Source organism: Kamptonema formosum PCC 6407 (genome assembly GCF_000332155.1).
GTDB lineage: Bacteria > Cyanobacteriota > Cyanobacteriia > Cyanobacteriales > Microcoleaceae > Kamptonema > Kamptonema formosum.
Genome location: NZ_KB235898.1, coordinates 401,051 through 408,308, shown reverse-complemented (window position 1 = coordinate 408,308; position 7,258 = coordinate 401,051). Strand labels below are relative to the sequence as shown.

The following is a 7,258-nucleotide window of genomic DNA, read 5'->3' as shown; positions in this document are numbered from 1 at the left end:
GAAGTTCAGCAACGAGTCCAACAATTGAGAAAACAATTACAGGAAGCTAGCTATGCTTAATATGTTAAGTAACAACTAACAACTAACAACTAACAACTAACAACTAACAACTAACAATTAATATTATGCAGTTGGCGAAACGTTTAGAACCCCTAAAATCGAATGTATTTGCTGATATGGATCGAGCTAAGGCCTTAGCTAGGGCGGCGGGACAGAAAACGATCGATCTGTCTCTGGGTTCTTCTGATTTGCCAACGGCGCAGAATGTCATAGATGCGATCGCACAGTCTTTATCTGATAGCAGCACTCATGGCTATTTACTTTTTAACGGTACTAAAGCTTTTCGAGAAGCGGCGGCGAATTGGTACGCCCAGAAATTCGGCATTCAAGTTGACCCGGAAACTGAAGTTTTGCCTTTAATTGGTTCCCAAGAAGGCACAGCTCATTTGCCTTTAGCAGTGCTTAATCCCGGAGATTTTGCTTTGTTGCTAGATCCGGGGTATCCTTCTCACGCAGGAGGCGTTTACTTGGCTTCTGGTCAGATTTATCCGATGCCGCTGCGGGCAGAAAATCAGTTTTTACCTGTGTTTGAAGAAATTCCTGCTGCTGTACTTACTCAGTCAAGGATGATGGTTTTGAGCTACCCTCATAATCCTACAACCGCGATCGCGCCTCTCTCTTTCTTTCAAAAAGCCGTTGCCTTTTGTCAGGAACATGACCTGGTTTTAGTTCACGACTTCCCTTATGTAGATTTAGTATTTTCAGGGGAGTTATCCCGTTGCGACACCGCCCCTTCCCTTTTACAAGCTGACCCCGAAAAAAGCGTGTCTATTGAGTTTTTTACCCTTTCCAAATCCTACAACATGGGGGGGTTTCGAGTCGGATATGCGATCGGGAATGCTCAATTAATAGAGGCCCTGCGAAAGGTGAAAGCCGCCATTGACTTTAACCAGTATCGAGGAATTTTGAACGGCGCGATCGCAGCATTAACTGGCCCTCAAGACAGCGTGACCGCGACAGTTGAAACCTTTCGGCAGCGGCGGGATGCCTTTGTCGGAGCACTGCATAGCATCGGTTGGCAAGTGCCTCAGCCTGCTGCTACTATGTATGTATGGGCTAAATTACCTGAGCCTTGGAATCAAGATTCTGTAAAATTTTGTATGGAATTAGTACAAAAAACAGGAGTAGCAGTTTCACCTGGTGCAGGTTTTGGCAAAGCTGGAGAAGGCTATGTTAGATTTGCCCTAGTAGAGCCGCCACCAGTTTTGGAGTTAGCCGCAGCTAAAGTGGGCAAATTCCTAAGAGGGTGCTGAGATTAAAAAGTCAGTCTTGAACTTTAGCAAAGCTTTACTTAATTTTAGGGGAAATCACACCATATCTTCATAAAATCTAGCCTCTAGATTTTATAAAATTAGATGGGGTTAGAAGAGAAAATAGCAGGGGAAAAATCTTACTAAATACAATTTAGGATTTTGGGTGAGATGGAAAACTGTTTTTGGAGACAGATCGGATCGAAAAATTCTCTGGAACGAGGTTAACCCCTCGACTAATTCATGGTTTAACAATTGTACGGTCAAAAGTGTAGAGGCAAACACCATGTACAAGACTATCAGATGGCTTTTACTGAGCACTACGCTGTTTGTCGGCGCGAGTGCGATCGTAAGCTATCCAGCCAAGGCTTTTGAAGCGAACAAGCAGGAGCAAACTCCAGTAAGCTTTGAATTAGCACAGGCAAGCGTCCAGCAGGATAATACACTTAGTGATACTTCTACTTATAACTTTAGTATTAACTACTCGGATCGCCGTCCAACGAGCGATCGGCCGAATTCCACCTGGACACAGAACACTCCGAGTGATGCGACCGCAAGTACAGTATCTATACCGGAACCCTCTACACTTGTAGGTTTAATTGGTTTTAGTGCGCTTTTTGCATTTAAGCGTAAGTCACTAAGAAAAGCTTAATTGGTAATTTATATTAGTAATCTATTTCTTCAAATTATTCTCCAAATTATTCAGGACTTACGCACCCAACTATATTAGCAATCTATTTCTCCAAATTATTCAGGACTTACGCATCCAACCAAAGAAACCGGGTTTTTTGACGAAAATACTTCGCCTTTACCCACAGATTCTCTCAAAAACCCGGTTTCTAGGACGACCTGCGTAATATCATGTCCGGCAAATTACTTACAATCTGTCATTGCGAGCCAAGCGCAGCGCGTCAAGCGCTGCGCTTGGCTCGCAATGACAAGTATTTAACCGGAATTGCTGTAAATCATATTATTGATACAATCTGCATTGTTGAGTGAACTTCATATAACCAACCTCCTGCCTCTAAAGTTCAGAATGCTGCTTTTCCATTTGCAAAGCCTCCTTTACTCTTTCATACTCAGCCTCAATCTGCTGAAAAATCGCAACTGACTCTAGCGGTAAAGGCTTACCCTCATTAATACTAACCCTGGCCATTGTTTCAAGTTGCTGGCAAAGTTCATATAGAATTAAAGCACCAAGAGTACCACTAATTGACTTTAAAGAATGGGCCGCTGGCCGCAGAGCCAATATATCTGCCGACGCTAAAGAGATCCCTATATCTTCTAGTAATTTGGGAGCAGTTTCTAGGTAAATATCAATCACCTCATCGAGAGCTTCCACATCCCGTAACCCCTCTAAAATATTGGCATCAAGACAGGGGGGAAGGAGGGGAGATGGGGGAGATGGGGGAGATGGGGGAGATGGGGAGGATGGGGAGGATTTACCTCTTCCCCGCTCCCCCGCTCCTCCATCTTTTCCCTCTACCGCTATTCGAGGCTGACACTGGGATAAAGCTTCCACAAGTTGTGCTCTGCGGATTGGCTTGCTTACATAGTCATCCATGCCAGCTTCCAAACACTCTTCGCGATCGCCCTGCATCGCATTCGCCGTCATCGCAATAATTCGCGGCCTCAAACCCGGAGGCCATTCTGCACAGATCCGGCGCGAAGCTTCCAAGCCATCCATTTCTGGCATCTGCACATCCATCAGCACCACATCATAACGCAAGCGACGTAAAGCCTCTAAAACTTCCTTACCATTCCCCGCTACATCAGCGCGATAACCCATCCGCTGCAAAATTTGTAAAGCCACCTTTTGATTCACCAAATGGTCATCAGCTAACAGAATCCGTAGGGGATATTGTTCCGCAAGTAGAGGTATATTTTCTGGCAAACATTGCCCATTATTACCCGCCCATCCATCTACAACAGGTTGGTCGCTAAATAGATTAATTAAAACATTGTACAACTGAGATTGTTTGATTGGCTTATTCAAAAACGCGGCAAATTCAATCTCGCAATCATTGCCGATCGCAGCCTCTTGTCTGCCCATAGAAGTCAGCATTATTAAAGGCAAATCTTGACAATTTGGGTGTTGACGAATTTGCGCCGCTAATCGCAATCCATCCATCTCCGGCATTTGCATATCCAAAATAGCCACGTCAAACTGCTCTTTCTGAGATAGCCAATCTAAAGCCTCGCTAGCCGAGCAACCAGCACGGACTAACATTCCCCACGACTGAGCTTGCAACGTCAGAATTTGGCGGTTAGTAGTATTGTCATCCACAATTAGCAGCCACTTTCCAGCTAATTGTGGTTGAATATTGTTCAAATTAAGTGTTAAATAACTGGGGTCGCACAGAGCATTAACAGTGAAATAAAACGTAGAACCTGTAGATTTTGAATTAGATAACTTAGATTTTAAATTATTGGATTTCTCACCCTCAAAATCTTTGAAATTATCCGCAGTTTCCTGAAATCTCCAATCAAAAATTGAAGCGCGAAAATCCTCCGGTGGAGTTCCGGCAGACCCGCCCATACTTTCTACCCACATTCTCCCGCCCATCATTTCTGCTAAGCGCTTGCTAATTGCCAAGCCTAAACCTGTACCTCCATAATGGCGTGTTGTAGAAGAATCCAACTGGCTAAAAGATTTAAATAACCGATCCATTCGGTTCAGAGGAATGCCGATGCCAGTATCTTTGACAGCGAATATAATTTCATACTGTTTAATAATTCCTAATTGTTCATTGCTCCGCTCTAATTGTTCTTGTTGACCATTAGCCAACAGCGAATTATTAATATTATAAGCAGGGATATTGCGAGCTATAACTGAGACTATCACTTCTCCTGTCGCAGTAAATTTAACTGCATTGCTGAGCAAATTTACCAAAACTTGTCGCAATCTGGTGCTATCTCCCACTACCGTACTCGGCACAGAAGGTTCAATTAAATAAGCTAATTCTAGATTTTTTTCCGCAGCTCTAGCACTGACCAAATCAATAGATTCTTCAATACAGTTTCGGAGATCGAAGGGATGTTCCTCTAAATCAAGTTTGCCAGATTCAATTTTGGAAAAATCTAAAATATCATTAATTAGCGTTAGCAAAGCATCGCCGCTGCTGCGGATAGTTTCTACAAAATCTCGCTGCTCATTAGTAAGCGAAGTATCGAGAAGTAAACCAGTCATGCCGATTACTGCATTCATAGGAGTGCGAATTTCGTGGCTCATAGTTGCCAAAAATTCACTTTTCGCCCTAGTAGCAGCGAGAGCTTGGTCGCGGGCTTGCGCCAAATCTACCGCCGTTTGCTGTCGTTCTAGTTCGCCACCCACCCACTGGGCCATCAGTTTTAAAAGTTCTTTATCTACTGCTTTAAAAGGTTCGTTCAGAGAGTTAGGACTCCAGAAGCTTAAGGTGCCATAAACTAAGCTTGATACTATAACCGGCGTTCCCATATAAGCTTCAATATTAAAGGCAGGATCGCTGCAAGCGAAGGACAAGCCTGAAAACCTAATTGATTCAAAATATAGAGGTTCTTGTGCCATTGCCGTAGCAACGCAAAAGGTTTTTTCTAAATCAAATATTTGCCCTTTAGTAATGGAGTTGTCTGCACACTGAACGGCAATTACTCGATAGTCATCGCCTTCAATATGAGATAAAATGCCAAATTCTAAGTTAAATTGTTCGCACCCCATTGCTAGTAAATTTTGGAGGCGTTGATCGAAGGTAGAGACACGATTAATTGGATCGGTATAAGGAGCGGAAGTTACTTGATACAATGCCCGAATCGAGGCTTCGCTCTCTCGCAATTCTTGTTCTCTCTGTTTGCGTTCGGTGATGTCGCGAGAAACACCAATAATTTCTTGAATTTTCCCTGTTTCCGCTTCGCGAATGGCGCGACTGGTGGTTTCAAACCAGACATACTGACCGTCTTTGCGACGGATGCGGTAGCTGACGGTGTAAGTTACTGGGAGTGCTAGAACTGTGGAATGAGCTTTGGCGATCGCTTCTAAGTCTTCTGGGTGAAAATAATCATTAGGTACACCTTTGATCAGTTCTTCCGGTTCATAACCGAGCAGAGCATGGCAGGCTGGAGAAACATAGAGAAAAATCCCTTTGGGGTCGTGCCTGGTAATCATGTCGGTAGAGTTTTCTGCCATCAAGCGATAGCGGTCTTCGCTTTCTACGCGCTCAAATTGAGAATTACGCAAGGCTTCTAACATACCGTTAATTGTCTCGGCTAGGTTTGATAATTCATCTTTTCCCGGCATGAGTACGCGCATGGAGAGGTCGCCGTTTGCGGCAATGCTACTGACGCTAGTGCTCAAGTCTGATAGGCGAGATAGCACTAATTTTTCTAGCAGCAGCAGGGTTAAAACGCTGAATACTATACCTAGCAATAATAGGGATGAGTTAAATAACCGTAGGGTAGTTTGACCCTGCTGGTAGATTACTCGCTGTACGTTGACTTGTAGCAACAAAGCCAATTCGCCGAAGATATCGCGAATTAGAGCATATCCGGCTACTGAGTTGTCGCTTAGGGGTTCGATGAGTATGTCTGCGGATTGGAGGTTTTCGATTTTCGACCGCAGATTTTCAGGTATTTTGTAAATGCGATCTGCCGCAATATCGGCATTGACACGCCCTAATTTAAAACTTAAGGTTGGTAATTTAAAATCTACAGATAACTGTGTAAGTTCAGCTAAACGCCTCGTTTCAGTGTCGTTGAGGTAGCGCCCTACAATCAGTGTTCCGCGTGGTGGTGCGACGGCTTCGCTAGGAAGGATAGGCCTAGAGGCAATCAGTACGGGGCCTTCGGGGAGAAGAATAATACCTGTTTTAGCAGAGGGAATTGTGGGGTTCTCGGCTGAATTTTTGTTGTTACTAAGTAGAAGGCTGTCGGCGCTTAGATATTTTTTGATGCTATCTGGAATAGGGATTTGAGTTTCTGTTTTTAGGTCGAATCCTTTACTAAAAACTATGTTACCTTCGTTGTCGGTAATTAGCAATAAGTTAAGTCTTAAATAGATAAAGGTCGCATCTACGAAGTTGGACTTGATATATTCATCGTTAGGTGATTTTAGGTAGGCGTAAGTATCATCCCATTCGGCATAGTCTTGAGCGCTTGCCTGTAAGTGGGATAGATCGTCATCAAGAGCATCTAAAGCCCGCGCTACATCCTGGCGGACATACTGAGCCTCTAAATTATTAAAGTCATGCAGCAAGATAGTTGATGCAGTAGCCCAGAGAACGACAATTAAACTGAGGAGGGCTGCGCCGATTATTAATAGTGTTTTTTTGCGAAGATTCATGGGAAAGAAGAAGGAAGAAGGAAGAAGGAAGGAGGAAGAGGGAAGAAGGTGGTTAGTTGTTAACTTTTGGCGTGGGTAGGTGGGGAATTATGAGTTATTAAGCAACTCTTTTCACCCAAAGCTTTATTCTCCTGTACTCCGTTGCTCCTCTGCTCGCAAGTCATGTGTGAGCAACGATCTATGACTGATAGCAACCGCCAAGACGGTGATGACGTTCTTAATCCCTGAAACTATTATTAATTTTATGGCATTTTCCTTCAGCCCTTCTCGATCGCTAAATTTTTCAGCCTTCTGCTATATTATCTGTGTTTTCTCAGCATCAAGTGTGAAGCAAAAAATTATTTAGCCTGGTTCCAGCCAAGGGAGAGCCAAATAAAGTAGTAACATTTCTACGTTGGGTCGAGTGCTAGTGTTACTCAACTAGAGTTGTAGATAGTGGGTTGGGTTTCACTTCCTTACACCTAGCCTAGTATCTACCCAACATACTATTTAAACCTGATTTACTACTCAGGGGCGGCGATCTCGCCCAATCCCAGCAGATAGCAAGGGCTTCGACCGTGAGCGCTCAGTCGCACGCTTGTCGAACTGCACCCCGAAGTCCCCTAGCCTCTAGTCCCTAACTCCTTGAGGTGGC

The 7,258-nt window shown here is 44.0% G+C and carries 3 protein-coding genes; 2 read left to right on the top strand and 1 reads right to left on the bottom strand.

The genetic code is table 11. The annotated features are described in order from the left end of the window. Positions 1-125 precede the first annotated feature (125 nt). Together OSCIL6407_RS0101785 and OSCIL6407_RS0101780 are read left to right on the top strand one after the other, a co-directional pair. Entirely contained in the window at positions 126-1,313 is a 1,188-nt protein-coding gene (locus OSCIL6407_RS0101785) for an LL-diaminopimelate aminotransferase (RefSeq protein WP_007355490.1), read from the top strand. A 283-nt stretch (positions 1,314-1,596) separates the two neighbouring features. Beyond that, positions 1,597-1,962 carry a PEP-CTERM sorting domain-containing protein gene (locus OSCIL6407_RS0101780; protein WP_007355491.1) on the top strand — a complete coding sequence of 122 codons (366 nt, stop codon included), beginning with the start codon at positions 1,597-1,599 and terminating at the stop codon, positions 1,960-1,962. Between the two features lie 372 nt (positions 1,963-2,334). Here OSCIL6407_RS0101780 and OSCIL6407_RS0101775 read toward each other — a convergent pair whose 3' ends face one another. Further along, positions 2,335-6,624 carry a response regulator gene (locus OSCIL6407_RS0101775; RefSeq protein ID WP_019486860.1) on the bottom strand — a complete coding sequence of 1,430 codons (4,290 nt, stop codon included), beginning with the start codon at positions 6,622-6,624 and terminating at the stop codon, positions 2,335-2,337. Positions 6,625-7,258 lie beyond the last annotated feature (634 nt).

What these genes read in the sequence shown, in the direction of transcription:
- OSCIL6407_RS0101785 (WP_007355490.1), top strand. Translation starts at nt 126, where the DNA reads ATGCAGTTGGCGAAACGTTTAGAACCCCTAAAATCGAATGTATTTGCT.
- OSCIL6407_RS0101780 (WP_007355491.1), top strand. Translation starts at nt 1,597, where the DNA reads ATGTACAAGACTATCAGATGGCTTTTACTGAGCACTACGCTGTTTGTC.
- OSCIL6407_RS0101775 (WP_019486860.1), bottom strand. Translation starts at nt 6,624, where the DNA reads ATGAATCTTCGCAAAAAAACACTATTAATAATCGGCGCAGCCCTCCTC.